This window comes from Burkholderia sp. Bp9140 (genome assembly GCF_003853425.1).
In the GTDB taxonomy this organism is placed as follows: Bacteria; Pseudomonadota; Gammaproteobacteria; order Burkholderiales; family Burkholderiaceae; genus Burkholderia.
Map to the genome: position 1 here is coordinate 31,756 of NZ_QTPQ01000048.1, position 14,787 is coordinate 46,542.

Below are 14,787 nucleotides of genomic sequence, written 5' to 3' on the forward strand. Positions count from 1 at the left end.
ATCTCACGCGACGGCCGCAGGCTCCACGTCGAAGGGCGTGTCGCCTAGCAACTGGACCCGTGACCGGTCTGCCACGATTCGTCCCTTTTGCATCACCACCGCACGCTTCACCACCGACGCGACAAAACTCAGGTCTTGATCGACGATCAGCATCGACAACTGGTCTTCCTGCGCGATCCTGTTCAGGAGGTCCGACAATTCATCACATACCGACGGTTGGACACCGTCCGTGATCTCGTCAATGAGCAACAGCCGCGGGACCGTGATCAGTGCCCTTGCCAATGAAAGCAGTTGACGCTCGCCGCCGGAAAGTGCGGCACCCGGCCGTTTGAGCAGGCGATTCAGCCGGGGTATCCGGGCTAGCACTTTCTCGATAGCGTGTTCGCGCCGGCCACGATCCGCAAACGATGCGAGACGCAGGTTCTCCATCACGGTGAGCTTCGGAAAACCAGTGCATCCCTGCGCCACCAGGCTGATTCCGGCTTGGCTCCTCAGGTGAACGGGCACCCCATGGATCGGGGCCCCGCGCCAGGTAATCGTTCCGGATCGAACCGGCAAGGTGCCCATCACGGCGCGCAAGAGCGACGTCTTGCCCATGCCGTTGTAGCCGACGACACCCACGATCTCCCCGTCGCCCATTGCCAGATTCGTGCCGTGCAAGACCGGAGCGTCGTCATAACCGGCAGTCACGTCCTTAAGAATGAGCATCGCCCGCTTCCTTCTTTCGACCGAGGTAAACGTCGCGCACGGTTTCGTTTGCCTGAATGTTGGCCATCGTGTCCTCGGCGAGGATTTCCCCTTTGTGGAATACGGTTACGCGTTGCGCAAGACGCGCAATGAAGTCGAGATCGTGTTCGACGACGATGACGGTGGCCTGTTTGTTGAGGAGTTTGATCAGTTCCACCGTCTTCAGCATCTCGCTCGAGGTCATGCCCGCTGTCGGCTCGTCCAGCAAAGCCAGGCGGGGGGCGCTGGCTCTGAGCATCCCCAGTTCGCACCATTGGCGATGCGCGTGCGACAGGCTGCCGACCGGCATGCCGGCCATTTCTTCGGTAAAGCCGATTTCCTCGAGCGTCGCCGCTACCTTGCTTGACGCGCGGCGCCTGGACAAACCCTGACCGCGCAGGGCCAGCCAGATGCTTTCGCGCACACTGAGGTTCGGATACACGCTGGGAATCTGGTTCTTGATGGCGATGCCCAGCCGCGCAACCTGGAAGCTGGGGAGGGCGCTGACGTCCGCTCCGGCAAAGTACACCGATCCGCTGGTCGGCCGGTATTGATGCGTCAGGCATTTGAACAACGTGCTCTTGCCTGCACCGTTCGGGCCGATCAGACAACGTATTTCGCCGGGAAACACCTCGAAATCGACGTTGTTGACGGCGCGCACCGCGCCAAACTGTTTCACCAGCGCATGAGTCGAAATGATGGGCGTCAGCTTCATTCGGGTGCCCTCGATATCGGTGCAATCCGGCGGAGCCGGACGCTCCAGGTCGTGATCCACGGCAGAATGCCCTGCGGAACCAGCAGCACGAAAACGATGATCACGGTGCCGAACACCAGTTCGGTGTTGATCGTCTGGCTTGTCCCGAGGTAGCTCGCCAGCAGTTGGAAGCCGAGGCTCGCCACCACGGGGCCGGCCAGGGTGCCCAGGCCGCCTGCGATAACCCACAGGACGAATTGCGACGCCTGGGACAGGTCAAATGCGTTGGGACCGACGAACCCCGAGACCGACGTATAAAGCGCCCCGGAAAGTCCGGCTGCCATCGCGCTGAGTGCATATCCCAGCAATTTGTACAGGCGCACGTCGTACCCGAGTAACTCGCTTCGCAATTCGTTCTCCCTGATCGCAGCCATCACACGACCGGTTCGATGCTTGCGCAACCACGTCAGCGCCGCGTAGACGATGGCCAGGGACATCACGCAGGTAACGAACGTCGCCTCGACCGACAGTTGCGCCGCCGGCTGGCCGGGAATGTTGAGACCCGGCGCGCCGTTGATCCCGTTGAAGCCACCAAGCGGAACGCTCCCGAGGTGGTAGAACGGATCCGCCGTGCTGCTGAAAAACGAAAAGAAGATCAACGTCACGCACAGGGTGATGACCGAGAGGTACACATCGCCCAGGCGACTGAAGAACAGGAAGTAGCCCAGCGCGAGGGATACCACGACGGGGAGGGCGACGGCGACGACGATCGCCCACGTGCTGCTACCCGTATTGAGGGCGCACAGCGCATAGGCATACGCACCGAGACCGAAAAACGCGGTATGTCCGAGACTGAGAACGCCCAGCGTCCCCCACACGAACGCGAGGCCCAGGCCGCCGATGGCCAGCGCCGCGTAACCCGACCATGCGACGAGGTGGAACGGGTCGAGCAGGTACGGCGCGCAGATGCCCGTCGCGATGAGTACAAGAAAGAAGGTATGCCTGATGATGAGTTGACGCATGTTAGTGCTCCCGGGTCCAGAGTCCGGATATGCCCTTCGGATAGATGCGCAGCAGGACAATCGCTACCAGCAACAGGGCCGCCTGTCCGACGATGGGGGTTGCAAGGTAGGAGACGAGCGCCTCGACCGGACCCAGGACCGTGGCCGCTGAAATCAGCCCCATGACTGGCGAGCCGCCGCCGCAAATGACGGAGACGAAAGCCTTCGCGATGTAGGCGGCGCCCATGTGTGGCGTGACGCCCGAGATCGGCGCCAGCAGCGCGCCGGCAAAACCGCTCAAGGCTGCACCCAATGCAAAGGTCACCGCGTAGATTCGCTGCCGGTTGAAGCCGAGCACCGACACAAGCTCCGGATTGAGCATTGCTGCGCGCGCGACGAGTCCGAAGCGCGTTCTCGTCAGCGCGAGAAAACCGAGCCCGACCAGCGCGAACGAAATTGCGACGATCGCGATCTGGTAGACCCCCAACGTATAGCCGCCCTGCCCGATGGGGATATGCCCGAGCGGGGCGCTGACGCCATTGATCGTGTTTCCAAAGATCGCGGTTACCCCGCCAGTCAGAAACAGGCTCAGGCCCCACGTTGCCAGCATTGTCCCGACGAGATTGCCGTACATGCGCCTGATGATCAGGCGCTCCACGACGTACCCGATGAGGCCCACGGTCAACGGTGCCGCGAGAAAGATCGCAAGCCAGATGTTCAGCCCGAGACGGGACGCCAGGATGGTCGCGTACCCACCCAGCATCAGAAACTCGCCATGCGCGAAATTGATGACCCGCATCATGCCAAAAATGACCGCGAGCCCCGAACTGATCAGTGCCAGCACCGCGATGGCATTGACGATCGTGAATGCCAGAATCAGCGTTTTGTCCATGTTTCACCCGCGCATCGTGCGTCGCGACAGGAAGTCTTGCGCGCGACGGTTCACGTCGTCCGCCGCGCGCCATCCGTCACAACGGCACACAGCACTCAAAGTTGCGGTTGCAGAAATTCGGTCTGGGCAGGATATTGGGGAACGTTGCATCGGCCGCCATACGGGTCGGGACGAATCTGCGTCTTCGTCTCGATGAGGTGCCATCTGCGATCCTGTACCCGGATGATGTGGACGTCCTGAGTCGTATGATGGGTCGTGCCGTCGGTGACCATCTTTCCACCCGGCCCCTCCCAGGTGATACCGCTTTCCCAGGCCTTCATCACGGCATCGCGATCGAAACTCTTCGCCCGCTTCACGCACTCGGCCCACAGCATCACGCCGTTGTAGCCGCCGATCGCCTCCCCGCTGAGGTAGGGGTGATCCTTGCCCATCGCGTTGGTGAAGCGGTTCAGGAAGTCCCTGTTCTGCGGCGTGTCCAGTTCCTGGAAGTAGTTGTAGGCCGCATAGATGCCATTGGTCTCCTGCGGCGAAAGCACCTCGTGTTCGAGGCCTGCACCGAAGATCATGGAAACGATCGGGATTTTCTTCAACATGCCGGCCGCGGCCCATTGGCGATAGAACGCCATGGCAGGGCCGCCGACCAGGCACGAATGAATGAAATTCGGCTTGGCCGCCTGAATCTTCGCGATCGCGGACGTAAAGTCCGTCGTGTCGAGCGGGTAGTAGTCGTCGGCCACGACGCTGCCGCCTTCGCGCTTCGCCATGACGTGGTTCCAGGCGCCGAACGTGCGTGGTGCGTTGTAATCCGACGCGATGTAGTAAAGCTTTTTTCCGAGATTCTTGAACGACCACTCCAGCAGCGGGACGATCTGCTGGTTCCCCTCGGTATTGACGCAGAAGGTGTTCTGCTCACAGACACCGCCTTCGTAGACGGACCCGTAGAAGAACGGTACCCGGTACTTGCGGAGAATGGGACGGGTCGCTTCCCGGGCTGCACCGGTAAGCGCACCGATGGCCATCACGGCACGTTCACCAAGCGCGGCCTGCTGGGCATACTGGGGATACTTGTTGATGTCGGACTGCGCGTCGTAGGTCTTCACGACAACCTGTTTGCCCAGAAGGCCGCCGGCCTTGTTCAACTCCCTGGCGGCGAATTGCGCGCACAGGTTGGCGCCGACGCTATAAGCATTGAATGCACCCGAGATGTCATACAGTGCCGCGACCGTCACCGTGTCAGAGCCTGCAACGGCCGAAAACGGAAAGGCTTCAGCCAGCGCTGCTCCCGATAGCGCAGCCGCGGATTTCATGAAACTTCTTCGTGTGACGTTCATTTTTCACCATTAGGTATGCGAAGTAATATGCGTTATGCGACGCGCAGAAAAGACGATTTATTAATGGTCTGACTGCATGCGCTGCACCTGATGACCCTTGTCGCGATTCGGGTTGTATCGAAACCGTGGACTGCGGTCGAGGAACTCGTGGTTGTGAATCACGAGCCCGGTGTCGTTGAAAAATGCGATCGAATAGGCCGGCGGTTCGAGGCTCGTCACGATCCCGCTCTCGGCAAAGTCGAGCGCCGTCTGATGGTTCAGGCCCGCGAGCGTGCTGAACGGGATGTTGCGCCACGTGCCGGACACCGGCCGATGCACATGCCCGAAGAACACGTGCCCGATATTGTGTCGTTCGACGACCGCGGCAAATGCTTCAGGATTTCGCAGCATGATGGTGTCCATCGACTGAAGATGGATCCGGAACGGCGGATGATGCATGAACAGATACGCCGGCTTGCCGGCCGCTTCGCCAAGCCGTGCGTCGAGCCATGCCTGACGCTTCTCGCAATACCATCCTGCGTGCGTGCCATCCTGCTTCGTGTCCAGAAAAATGAACCGCCCGGCAGGCGTGTCCGCGTACGACTGGATGAAACCGTGCTCGTCTGCCTCGGCGTCGGGAAACACGTTCCGGAACTTGCGCCGGTCATCATGGTTGCCCACGACCAGGCGGACCGGAACGGGGAAGTTGCGCAACGCATCGCGCAGCACGACGTAGGCTTCCTCGTCGCCGTCATGCGCGAGATCCCCGGTCATGATGCACATGTTCGCATCAGCGTGATGGGTCGCCACGTGCGCCAGGCAGGCATGCAACCTCTCCTGCGGATCGCTTTCAAACAGCTGCTGGCCCGGCGGGACCAGATGGACGTCAGTGATATGAATGATTTTCATTGATTGACCGGCAAATTTTCCTGGTGCATCGAGTGTTACGTCGCCTTGCGCCACAGCCGGGCTGACGCGATTTCCGCCCCCTGCACCATGGCCTCGAGCTTCTTCCATGCGATATCGGGATCGACCGTCTTCATGGTGGCGAGACTGGCGAAACCGCAGTCCGTACCGGCAATCACGCGCTCGCGCCCGACCAGATCGGCATACTGCTGGATTCGTTGTGCCACGACTTCACGGTGTTCGATGTAGTTGGTGCAGGTATCGATCACGCCTGGCACGATGATCTTGTCGTCCGGAAGGGGCGTTTCCCTGAACAGGCTCCATTCATGCGCGTGACGCGGATTCGCCGCTTCGAGCAGGATGGCCATGGGGCGCGCGGTAACGATGAGATCGAAGATCTCGTGCAGGTCGATATCGTGATGATGCGGGGATTCGTAGTTGCCCCAGCACAGGTGCATCCGGACGCGATCGGGCGGGATATCCCGCAACGCATGATTCAGCACCTCGACGAGCAGCGCGACTTCGTTCCGGAACTCCGCGACGCCGAGCGGCTCGGCACGGAAATGACGCCCCAGCGCCAGGTCAGGGCAGTCGACCTGCAGGATCAGGCCGGCGGCGACGATTGCGTCGTATTCATGCTTCATCGCATCAGCCAGCGCATAGAGATAGGCTTCGTGGCTCGGGTAGTGCCGGTTCGGCATGTAATGCGCCATGATGCCGGGCGAGGAGGCGTTCATGAAGCCGTCCTCGTGCGCCACGTTCGCAAGCGCCGACTTGAAGTTGGCGATGTCCGTCTGCAGTTCGGCTTCGCCGCGATACGCGATCGGGCCAATGCATGCGGGCGTCTGGATATCGAGGTTCACACGCCTCGCGAAGTTCGGAAACTCGGTGAGCTCGGAGAGCGCGAGCGTTTGATTGGCGCCGGTGAGGCCGCTCAGACGATTGCGTGCGTAGGTCGAATACGCGTACTTGCTCATCTCGCCATCGTCGATGATCGACACGCCCAGATCGGCCTGCTTTTTCACCACCTCGGCGACGGCGGATACCACCTGTTCCGGGAAGCTGGATGCCTGTCCGGGTTCCAGCGTGCCCATCTCCTTTGCGTACAGCATCTCCTCCAACGGAAGCGGCCGTGGCAGGCTGCCGACGTGGGTGGTCAGTATGCGATCGCTGCTCGTTTTCATCGTTGCTTCCTCCAAAACATACGGCTGGATTGTGTGTCGACCGGGGCCGACCGTTTCACCAATCGTATCCAGTACGATTGACCTGAATAAGTCGTTTTATTAGTTTCGCTAATGCATGACGGGGCATGTGCTGGCGATGCGTCGTGTTGTCCGGCATTGCCAGCCGCCCCCGGTTTGCTCTTCCGAAACCTGAACCCCGGCCGCCTTTCAATCAGATGAATTCGAAACCGCCCGGACCGAGTTCGACATCGTGATAATGGGCGCGCGCCACATCCGGATGTGAACGGATTCTTGCCTTGAGATGATTGGTTCCGACATCGTGAAAGAGAGGGTTGGCAGGATCTTTCGTGATGCCGCGAACCGCCCGCTTCAGATCACCGGTGACGCGAAGCTGCGGCAACGGCGCAAGCAGATTCGCCCCAAGAAAGAACGGCACGGAATATCGGCTGACGCCGGCCGGTGGGGTAATCACGCGATGGACGTCCGCGCGAACGAAGCCGTCGGTGATCATCTCCAGCAGTTCGCCTGTATTCACGATGAAGGAGCCTTCAATGGGCGGCGCGTCGATCCATTCACCTGACGACGACTGCACCATCAGGCCGGGATGATGATCATTGAGCAGGATCGTGATCAGCCCGCCGTCCTTATGCGAACCGACACCCTGCTGGTTCTCGACGCGATCGTCTCCGGGGTAACGAACGATTTTCATATGTTGCGCCGGATGCGGTTCGAACATGGGTTCAAACGTGTCTTCCGGCTCATTGATGGCAACTGCGATGGCTTTCAGGACTGCTCTGCCAACGCGGGTCACCTCGGCCTGGTATGCGGTGATTACCTCCCGCATTTCAGGCAATGCCGGTGGCCATTGGTTGGGCCCGATCGCGCGTTTCCATGGTGCGTCATCGTGCCGAATCGGAAGTGCGGGCCTGTCGGTATCGAAATCGACCTGCTCGCGCCAGTCCTTCTTGCCCCCCGTAAGTTCGAAGCCCACGCGGTTGTAGCCACGGAAATGCGGCGACTTCACCATCTCGATGGCAAGCTTTTCTTCGTCGGGCAGCGCGAAGAACTGCCTCGCCACGTCCAGTACACGACGCGTAAGCGCCGGGTCGACCGAGTGACCGGTCAGGTAGAAGAACCCGTGGTCATAGAGCATGGCGCGCAGATCCGCGACAAAGCGGGGACGCGTCAGCGGAGAGTGAAACAGCGAAAGATCGACGGTGGGTAAGGAGATTGTGCTCATTGCTTCATTGGCCCTCGGCAGGCATCGGCTGCTGGAATGAAGCAACTTTAATCAGTGTGGTTAACGTTCCGGTGACGTCATATTAGTTGTACTTATGCAAAACGTCTGTCTCAGCGTGCTTGCGGCCGGCAGCGGCTATCAGCACGTGTCGGCGCGTCCTGCGACAAGCATTCAGGTGGCCAGTGCCACATCAAAGAAGGAACGAACGAAGTGCAGGGCCCGGCGCCCGCTCGTGGTGACGAGATACGTTTTGTAGAGCCGATCCATCTCCTGAACGGGCCGGGAAGTGAGTTCGTCTTCGGGATACATGCTGTCCTCGAGCGCAATGGCCACACCGAGTCCATGCAATACGGCCTCCTTCATCACCGGGTAGCTGGTCATCTCGATCAGGTCCGTCAGACCGATTCCCAGCTTGCTGCATGTCGCACGCACCTCCCGGGCGGTGAGCGTCCCTTCGCCGGGAAGGATGAGCCCATTCGCGGTCAGCTCCGTGAGCGAGACCGTGTCCTGCCTCGCGAGCGGATGTTCCCGTCGCAGCATCGCGACCATTCTCTGCGAGAGAAGCTCCTCGCGATACAGGCCGGGAAGATCCGCAGGATCGGTGACGATCGCGATATCGACCTGGGATCCCTCGAGCCGTTGCATGGAGGCCGCCCAGGAGACGACGGAAAAGTTGATCTTGACCCCGGGGAAGAGCCGCGAAAACGTCGCGATCAACGGCATCGCAGGACGGGGTGCATTGGCGACTACGGTCAAATGACCGGTCGACAACATTTCGTAAGCACCGATCTTCTCGGACACCAGTTGCTCCAGCACCCGCATCTGATCAGTGAGCGCAAACAGTTCAATCGCCGGCTTGGTCGGCTCCAGACCTGCACGGTAGCGCGTGAAGAGCGGCGCGCCGATCCGCTTTTCAAGATTCGACAGATGCTGCGTGACGGCCGACTGTGTGATGCCCAGCGCGGCCGCGGCATCCGTCACGCTCCTTTGCCTGAACACTTCGGTGAACGCCGCGATCTGGTGTGAACTGAGTTTTCCAGGTTGCATCTCGCCTCGCAGTTGGCATTAGCTGGACTTATAAAACGACACTTCCGGGTAAATTCCGCTTGGTACTTTACATCGGCGCCGGGCAAGAAGGAAAGGGTCCGACGGCCGAAGGCATCAGCGGGAGACTGTGTCTCGCCCCCGTGCGAGGTTCCATGGCGAAAGGCGGCGTTATCTCTTTAATGTAAATAGGACTGCAAATGAAAATGAAGATCGGGCTGTTGGCCGGAGCACTTGCTGTGGCGTCTGCGTCAACGATGGCCCAGAGCAGCGTAACGCTATATGGGGTCATCGACGAAGGGCTGAATTTCAGTACGAATGTATCGGGCAAGTCGCTCGTGGCCCTGCAGAGCGGTTACACGCAGGGGAGTCAATGGGGATTGCGCGGTGTCGAGGATCTCGGCGGCGGTACCTCCCTGGTATTTCAGCTGGAGAACGGTTTTGACCTGAATAGCGGCCAGCTCGGGCAGGGCGGGCTGGCATTCGGACGCCAGGCATTCGTCGGTTTTACCAACCGGCAGTACGGCACCCTCACGATCGGACGCCAGTACGACACGTTCTTCTTCTTCGTCGCGCCGTTGACGGCCAATGGCAACTGGGCCGGCTTTGCGTTCACTCACCCCTACGACAATGACGACACGGAAGGCTCGACCCGGGTCAACAACGCGGTTCAGTATACGAGCGCGAACTACCGTGGCTTCCAGGTGGGTGCCACATACGGCTTCAGCAACAGCACAAACTTCGCGAATAACCGGCAGTACAGCGTCGCGGGTCGATATACCAATGGTGGCTTCTCGGTTGCGATGGGCTACGAGGAGCAGAACGCCCCGGGTAGTTCGTCCTCCGGCGCCATCAGCAACGGTAGCGATGACACGATCAAGGCCGACCGCTTGCGGAGATTCGGCGCCGGGATCAACTATGAAACCGGACCCGTCACTGTCGGCCTTGTGTATACCTACGCCCATGCGCTTCGACCGGTAAGCTCGACGTATGCTGGATCCCTGCTGCCCGCCAGTGGTGCGAACGTTTCGTCGCTGGCGTTCAACAATATCGAGATCAATGCAAAATATCAGGTGACGCCAGCCTGGTTTCTCGGCGCCGAATATGTGTTCACGCGGGCGAACTACAACGTATCCGGCACAACCCAACACCCGAACTACCACACGGTGGGGTTAATGTCCGACTACTTCCTCTCGAAGAGAACCGATGTGTACGTCCAGGCGGTTTATCAGCACGCTGGCGGAGATGCTACGGGATCGGTGATGGACACGGCCTATGTGATCGGATCCGGCGGCCCGTCATCTTCCGACAACCAGGCACTGGTGCGGCTCGGGATCAGACACAGGTTCTGAGCGTGGTCTCGGGGCGCTTGATCCCTGCCGGGGCACGGCCGCCTCCGACCCGGTCGCCGCAGTCCTGGCGTCGCGATACTTTGCTTCTACCGGCCCATGTTTTTTGGGGTGGCCATTCGGTTGTGCTGTCGCCCAAAGATGGCCTTCCCGGGGCCGCTCGCACAGTGCGCGGGAAAAATGCCGCCCCGCCGTAGACGATCGATACCAATCGGAGTGGACTCATTTGTTCCGCGCGTGTCACAAAAGAGTCAATGTGCGACGGTAGAGTTTGCACATCGATGACATGCGAAACGCCCAAATGACTCCTGCCCGCCGGTTCTTGACCATCCCGTGCACAAGGTTGCGCCGCGATCTGCTTTTCGCCGGCCGGCCGCTCAAGTTGTGGTTGTTGCGGCAAGCCGGAACACCAATCTGCCGGGTTGTCGCGTATTGGCCTTTGTTTGCCGCAATCCGGACGGGATTGACCGCGGACACGGGCTTCACCTGGATATTGGAAGGTGCCGCATGCTGACAGTCAATGAACTCAGCGTGACCTACCCCAATGGTTTTACAGCGCTGCACCCGACTTCCGTGCAGTTCCATCGCGGCGAAGTCACGGTGCTGCTCGGTGCGTCCGGGGCCGGCAAATCGACACTTCTGCGTTGCCTGATCGGTCTTGCCACGCCGACTAGCGGCCAAGTGTCGACTGCGCGTCAAAGCAATATTGCTGCGAGCGCCGCCGCGCTCCGTGTTCACCGGCGGCGCGCCGGCATGATCTTTCAACATCATCAACTGATCCAGCGTCGCACGGTCCTGCAGAACACGCTGATGGGGCGCCTCGCGGCGCATTCGACGTGGCGAAGCCTGTGGCCCTTGCCCGCTGCGGATGTGCGGATTGCGCTCGGATGCGTCGAGCGAGTCGGCCTATTACCCCACGCGATGAAACGTGTTGATCAATTGTCCGGAGGGCAGCAGCAACGCGTGGGCATTGCCCGGGCGCTCGCGTCCCGGCCGGAACTGCTGCTGGCCGATGAGCCCGTTGCGAGTCTCGATCCCGCGTCAGCTGACGGCGTCATGAAGCTGGTCCGTGATATCTGCAAGGAGGACGGCCTGACGGCCGTCGTCAGCCTGCATCAGGTTGAACTGGCAAAACGCGTCGCGGACAGGATCGTTGGCCTTCGCGGAGGCATGGTGGTGTTCGACGGATCGCCAGCGTCATTCTCGAGCAGGCACGCGGACGCGCTTTATACGCACGGCGCATTCGTGCAGTCGACCAGCACGGATGCTTCAAACACCGGCAACGCGGCTATGTCGCATCCTGCGAGCGGCACCTGAGCATGTCGCGCGCCATTGAACGAACGAAACGAACCATGAAGCTACGATCCTTTCACTCGCGCATCGACCGTGCACTTGCGACGATCTTGATCACTGCGGCCGCGGGATTATCCGCGCTTGTCGCGCACGCCGCGCCCGCGGATCCGGACACGCTCAAGGTTGCGCTGATACCCGAGGAAAATCCGTCCACGATCATCCAAAGCAATCAGGCGTTCAAGGAGTATCTTGAGCGAGCCACCGGCAAGAAAATTGAACTCGTTGTCACGCTCGATTATTCGGCGATGTTCGAAGCTGCACGCTTCAAGCGGATAGACCTCGGCTACTACGGCCCGATGCCTTACGTGATGGCGAAGAGCAAGGCGGATATCGAGCCTTTGGCCGCATTGGTGACTCATGGCACGCCGAGCTACCAAGGCTGCATTATTGCGAGCAAGGCGGGTGGTGTCAGGACGCTGGGCGATGTCCGTGGCAAGACCTTTGGTTTTACCGATCCCGCCTCCACGGCCGGGCACCTGCTTAGCCGCTTGATGCTGCTGAAGCTCGGGATGGTAGCTGGCAAGGATTACCAGTATCAATTCCTCAATGGCCATGATGCGCTTGTACTTGCCGTGCAGAACAATCGCGTACAGGCTGGCGCCACAACCTGTCCGCTGCTCGAGTCGTTTATCCAGCGCAAGATCGTGGATCCGGCCCGTCTCGAGGTGATCGCGCGTACAAGTCCGATTCCCAATTATCCGTGGGCGGTGCGCGCCGACCTTTCGCCGCCGCTCAAGGAAAAGCTTCGCACGGCCCTCCTTACCCTGAAGGACCCCAGGATCCTGACCGTATTCCACGGCGAAGGCTTCGCGCCGATCTCCGACAAGGATTTCGACGGTTTGCGTGAAGCGGCGGAAAAACTCGACATCGATACGAGCGGGAAAAAGAAGTGAATACAACTTGTGCCTCGACAGGCGTCGGCATGCAAGCCGATATTCCCGAACTGATCCGTCTGCATCGCAGGCGTGCGCTGCTACAGCGTGCCGTGCTTGCAACGTTCCTGCTGGCGGGGCTTCTTTCGCTGTATATCGTCGGCCTGTTCGACATCGATCGTCTCGTCAGCGGCGTGCCGGCCTGCTTGACCATCCTGCGCGAGATGATGCCGCCTGATTTCTCACGCTGGCCCGAGTGGGTCAAGCCACTCGCCGATACGTTCGCCATGAGCGTCGCGGGTACCGTAATCGCGGTACTGCTCGGCATTCCGCTCGCACTGTGCGCTGCGGCGAACAGCACACCGCACTGGACTGTCTATCGTGCTGCCCGAATTGTTCTGAATTTCCTGCGCGCAGTGCCCGAACTGATCATGGGTATCTTCCTGGTTGCCGCGGTCGGCTTCGGTGCCTTGCCCGGTGCGTTGGCCCTTGGTCTGCATTCGCTTGGGATGGTAGCGAAATTCTTCGCGGAATCCATCGAGCATGTGGACGCCAAACCGCTCGAGGCGGCCGTGGCGATGGGCGCCACGCCGATGCAGGTGGTATGCCATGCGTTGCTGCCGCAAGTCGTGCCGCAGTTGGCCGACACGATCATCTATCGCTGGGAATACAACTTTCGCGCTTCGACGCTGCTTGGCATTGTCGGGGCAGGCGGTATCGGTTTCGAAATGATGGCGGCGCTGCGCATCTTGAAGTATCAGGAGGTTTGCGCGTTGATGCTCGTCATCTTCGTTGGGGTGACGCTGGTTGACGGCCTTGGCAGCGCGTTGCGCAGGCGCCTGAAGTAATTCCGCTGTCGCGGTCTTTCACTATCGATAGCGTTCGTGCTTGCTGCTGGTGCCTGCCTGCTTGAATCGGTACGGCCGGATCTGATGTATTGGTCGACCGCGGATTACGTGCAGCACAAGCACGCGCCAGGAACAGCAGCGGCGAACCGCTTCCATGCGATGATCGACCGCTACCTTTGCGTCTCTACCGGCGCGTCAACGCATATTGCGAAGATTGCGCCGTAGAGCGATCACAATACTTCAGCCCATGCCGTCGGCTCGCAAAAGAGCGTATCTCGAAAAGCCAGTCGCGATGGACAATTCATGCATCGAGCAGAGCGGCAGCTGCTTTCTCGTCCGTGATGAGGACGTGGCAGAGCTTTGCGCTTATCGCTGCCTGAATAATCGGCACCTTGTGAACGCCGCCGGCCGCCAGTACGAGTTCGGGGATCTTTCGGATCTGCATCAACGTCGGATGTACGACGCATCTGGCAATCGGGTGATCGACCGTTGCGCCATTTTCATCGAGGTAATGACCGCAAACGTCACCTACGGCACCGGCTTCGCGCAATGACCTGCAAGTGCCTTTTGAGATGACGTCGTATTCGAGCGCCTTCGACAGGTCCGAGAGATCGATTGCGCTCAGCAGCGCCATGTCGACCTGCGCCGTCATGTTCAGGACGGTGCGCACCGGTTCGCTCGCAGTCAGTGCCTCTCGCAGTTTTGCGCTTTCTGCAATGAGCGGGGCGGTCATGTAGTAGCAGGTCGCATCGAGGGCGCGCGAGAACAGCGATGCATTGTCAAATGGGTTGATCAGTGTGCTTTTCGAGAGCCCCCCGCACATCAGGACAACCGTATTGCCCGCGCCTTGTCGTCGCACGATGTTCTGCGCGGCCGCATTGATGGTGCCTCCCCAGGAGATACCCAGCGTTGCACCGCTTTGCAGGTTATCGCTGATGTATTTGCCAGCCGCGGCGCCTACGACTGTACGCACGTCAGTATCGTCCGAAGCGGTTGGCACGACGATCACCTTGCGCAGCTGATATCGCTCGCGCAGTCGCGCCTCCAGGTCCATGCAGGCGCCAAACGGACTGTTGATCGTGATCTGGACAAAGCCGTTTGTCCGCGCGTCATTGAGTATCCGGTTGACCCGCTTTCGCGTGAATCCAAGGTGCTGGGCAATGGTTTCCTGGGTGAGTCCTTCCTTGAAATAGTGCCAGCAGACGCGCGCCATCAACTGCGCGTCGATGGATCCTTCATCACCCTCAATTTCGTTGCGTGTTGCCATTTTTCTCGCTCGTGATCGATACAGCGGAGGTCGTGTACACATCCATGTGAGGCGGCGCCAGTGTAGGCGAAAAGGGTCGTCAGGGGCAAATGTGCCACCAT

The 14,787-nt window shown here is 60.1% G+C and carries 14 protein-coding genes and 1 pseudogene; 5 read left to right on the top strand and 10 right to left on the bottom strand.

Annotated elements, in window-relative coordinates:
* Positions 1-3: 3 nt before the first annotated feature.
* The 9 genes from DIE21_RS31460 to DIE21_RS31500 form a co-directional block, all read right to left on the bottom strand.
* On the bottom strand, positions 4-708 hold the full coding sequence (locus tag DIE21_RS31460; protein WP_124501332.1) for an ABC transporter ATP-binding protein: 705 nt from the start codon (positions 706-708) through the stop codon (positions 4-6).
* Complete coding sequence (locus DIE21_RS31465) at positions 695-1,441, bottom strand: ATP-binding cassette domain-containing protein (RefSeq protein ID WP_124501333.1); 747 nt, start codon at positions 1,439-1,441, stop codon at positions 695-697. Before DIE21_RS31465 ends, DIE21_RS31460 begins: the two co-directional genes overlap by 14 nt.
* Entirely contained in the window at positions 1,438-2,442 is a 1,005-nt protein-coding gene (locus DIE21_RS31470; protein WP_124501334.1) for a branched-chain amino acid ABC transporter permease, read from the bottom strand. The genes DIE21_RS31465 and DIE21_RS31470 overlap by 4 nt, the downstream gene beginning before the upstream one ends.
* A 1-nt stretch (position 2,443) precedes the next feature.
* Positions 2,444-3,313 (bottom strand): branched-chain amino acid ABC transporter permease, encoded by an 870-nt coding sequence (locus tag DIE21_RS31475; protein ID WP_124501335.1) that lies wholly within the window; start codon positions 3,311-3,313, stop codon positions 2,444-2,446.
* Positions 3,314-3,408: 95 nt separating this feature from the next.
* Positions 3,409-4,620, bottom strand: a complete 1,212-nt coding sequence (locus DIE21_RS31480) for an ABC transporter substrate-binding protein (protein WP_185640552.1) — start codon at positions 4,618-4,620, stop codon at positions 3,409-3,411.
* Between the two features lie 84 nt (positions 4,621-4,704).
* A complete protein-coding gene (locus DIE21_RS31485) occupies positions 4,705-5,640 on the bottom strand; it encodes a phosphodiesterase (protein WP_260432570.1) in 936 nt (311 codons plus the stop codon).
* Entirely contained in the window at positions 5,568-6,713 is a 1,146-nt protein-coding gene (locus DIE21_RS31490; RefSeq protein WP_124501337.1) for a cobalamin-independent methionine synthase II family protein, read from the bottom strand. The genes DIE21_RS31485 and DIE21_RS31490 overlap by 73 nt, the downstream gene beginning before the upstream one ends.
* 211 nt (positions 6,714-6,924) lie before the next feature.
* A complete protein-coding gene (locus DIE21_RS31495) occupies positions 6,925-7,953 on the bottom strand; it encodes an isopenicillin N synthase family oxygenase (protein ID WP_124501338.1) in 1,029 nt (342 codons plus the stop codon).
* Positions 7,954-8,124: 171 nt separating this feature from the next.
* Positions 8,125-9,000 carry a LysR family transcriptional regulator gene (locus tag DIE21_RS31500; RefSeq protein ID WP_124501339.1) on the bottom strand — a complete coding sequence of 292 codons (876 nt, stop codon included), beginning with the start codon at positions 8,998-9,000 and terminating at the stop codon, positions 8,125-8,127.
* Positions 9,001-9,197: 197 nt separating this feature from the next.
* On the opposite strand from DIE21_RS31500, the gene DIE21_RS31505 reads away from it, so the two are divergent.
* From DIE21_RS31505 to DIE21_RS38035, 5 genes and pseudogenes are all read left to right on the top strand, one after another.
* Positions 9,198-10,349, top strand: coding sequence for a porin (locus tag DIE21_RS31505; protein WP_124501340.1), 1,152 nt, complete (start codon positions 9,198-9,200; stop codon positions 10,347-10,349).
* Between the two features lie 504 nt (positions 10,350-10,853).
* The gene (phnC, locus tag DIE21_RS31510) at positions 10,854-11,663 is read left to right on the top strand and encodes a phosphonate ABC transporter ATP-binding protein (RefSeq protein ID WP_124501341.1); all 810 of its coding nucleotides are present in this window, start codon (positions 10,854-10,856) and stop codon (positions 11,661-11,663) included.
* Between the two features lie 35 nt (positions 11,664-11,698).
* Positions 11,699-12,592 carry a phosphate/phosphite/phosphonate ABC transporter substrate-binding protein gene (phnD, locus tag DIE21_RS31515; RefSeq protein WP_185640553.1) on the top strand — a complete coding sequence of 298 codons (894 nt, stop codon included), beginning with the start codon at positions 11,699-11,701 and terminating at the stop codon, positions 12,590-12,592.
* 29 nt (positions 12,593-12,621) lie between these two features.
* Positions 12,622-13,419 (top strand): phosphonate ABC transporter, permease protein PhnE, encoded by a 798-nt coding sequence (phnE, locus tag DIE21_RS31520; protein WP_124501343.1) that lies wholly within the window; start codon positions 12,622-12,624, stop codon positions 13,417-13,419.
* 33 nt (positions 13,420-13,452) lie between these two features.
* Positions 13,453-13,596, top strand: a pseudogene (locus tag DIE21_RS38035) (phosphonoacetate hydrolase); the annotation flags it as partial.
* A gap of 124 nt (positions 13,597-13,720) precedes the next feature.
* On the opposite strand, the gene DIE21_RS31530 reads toward DIE21_RS38035, so the two are convergent.
* Positions 13,721-14,686: a sugar-binding transcriptional regulator gene (locus tag DIE21_RS31530; protein WP_124501344.1), complete on the bottom strand. Its 966-nt coding sequence runs from the start codon at positions 14,684-14,686 to the stop codon at positions 13,721-13,723.
* Positions 14,687-14,787 lie beyond the last annotated feature (101 nt).

What these genes read in the sequence shown, in the direction of transcription:
- DIE21_RS31480 (WP_185640552.1), bottom strand. Translation starts at nt 4,620, where the DNA reads ATGAAATCCGCGGCTGCGCTATCGGGAGCAGCGCTGGCTGAAGCCTTT.
- DIE21_RS31465 (WP_124501333.1), bottom strand. Translation starts at nt 1,441, where the DNA reads ATGAAGCTGACGCCCATCATTTCGACTCATGCGCTGGTGAAACAGTTT.
- phnC (WP_124501341.1), top strand. Translation starts at nt 10,854, where the DNA reads ATGCTGACAGTCAATGAACTCAGCGTGACCTACCCCAATGGTTTTACA.
- DIE21_RS31470 (WP_124501334.1), bottom strand. Translation starts at nt 2,442, where the DNA reads ATGCGTCAACTCATCATCAGGCATACCTTCTTTCTTGTACTCATCGCG.
- DIE21_RS31500 (WP_124501339.1), bottom strand. Translation starts at nt 9,000, where the DNA reads ATGCAACCTGGAAAACTCAGTTCACACCAGATCGCGGCGTTCACCGAA.
- DIE21_RS31505 (WP_124501340.1), top strand. Translation starts at nt 9,198, where the DNA reads ATGAAAATGAAGATCGGGCTGTTGGCCGGAGCACTTGCTGTGGCGTCT.
- DIE21_RS31460 (WP_124501332.1), bottom strand. Translation starts at nt 708, where the DNA reads ATGCTCATTCTTAAGGACGTGACTGCCGGTTATGACGACGCTCCGGTC.
- phnE (WP_124501343.1), top strand. Translation starts at nt 12,622, where the DNA reads ATGCAAGCCGATATTCCCGAACTGATCCGTCTGCATCGCAGGCGTGCG.
- DIE21_RS31485 (WP_260432570.1), bottom strand. Translation starts at nt 5,640, where the DNA reads ATGGAAGAAGCTCGAGGCCATGGTGCAGGGGGCGGAAATCGCGTCAGC.
- DIE21_RS31530 (WP_124501344.1), bottom strand. Translation starts at nt 14,686, where the DNA reads ATGGCAACACGCAACGAAATTGAGGGTGATGAAGGATCCATCGACGCG.
- DIE21_RS31475 (WP_124501335.1), bottom strand. Translation starts at nt 3,313, where the DNA reads ATGGACAAAACGCTGATTCTGGCATTCACGATCGTCAATGCCATCGCG.
- DIE21_RS31495 (WP_124501338.1), bottom strand. Translation starts at nt 7,953, where the DNA reads ATGAGCACAATCTCCTTACCCACCGTCGATCTTTCGCTGTTTCACTCT.
- phnD (WP_185640553.1), top strand. Translation starts at nt 11,699, where the DNA reads ATGAAGCTACGATCCTTTCACTCGCGCATCGACCGTGCACTTGCGACG.
- DIE21_RS31490 (WP_124501337.1), bottom strand. Translation starts at nt 6,713, where the DNA reads ATGAAAACGAGCAGCGATCGCATACTGACCACCCACGTCGGCAGCCTG.